Source organism: Paenibacillus solanacearum (assembly GCF_910593845.1).
Taxonomy (GTDB): domain Bacteria; phylum Bacillota; class Bacilli; order Paenibacillales; family NBRC-103111; genus Paenibacillus_G; species Paenibacillus_G solanacearum.
Map to the genome: position 1 here is coordinate 1 of NZ_CAJVAS010000127.1, position 628 is coordinate 628.

Below are 628 nucleotides of genomic sequence, written 5' to 3' on the forward strand. Positions count from 1 at the left end.
CAACATTAAAGAAATCATCGGGGAACATGAAGACAACAATAATTACGGTGTCCAGCGTATTTTGCTGGCGCTGTCACAAATAGATATTAAGACCAGCTACAGTACCGTCCGTCGGATTATGAAGATGCACGGCTTGCTGAAGAAAGTGAAGCGTCATCCAAATGGCATTACACGCGAGGATGCTGCAGCTCAAAAGAGCGAGAACCTGATCAAGAGAGATTTCAGTGCCTCAGCCCCCAACCAAAAGTGGCTATCAGATATCACTGAGGTTCCTTGTTCAGACGGCAAGTTGTATCTATCCGCCGTACTGGATTGTTTCAACGGAGAGATTGTAGGCATCGCCATGGATGACAACATGCGTAAGGAATTATGTATCCAAGCTTTCGAGAACGCCTGCAGGGCAAGAAGTGCTCGCGGAATGATTTATCATAGCGATCGCGGCAGTCAATTCACAAGCCGCGCTTTCCGAGAGAGCCTGGCTAAACGTGACGCCGTTCAAAGCATGAGCGGCACGGGGCGTTGTTATGATAACGCACGAATGGAAAGCTTCTTTGCTACGCTCAAGAAAGAGAAGCTGTACAAGATCAAGACCGAGTACTATCCGATGGCCTACATTAAATCGATCATC

General features: G+C 47.6%; 1 protein-coding gene. It reads left to right on the plus strand.

What is annotated here, in order from left to right; translation table 11 throughout:
* On the plus strand, positions 1–628 hold a 628-nt coding region (locus KXG62_RS33895), incomplete at both ends, for an IS3 family transposase (RefSeq protein WP_218096404.1).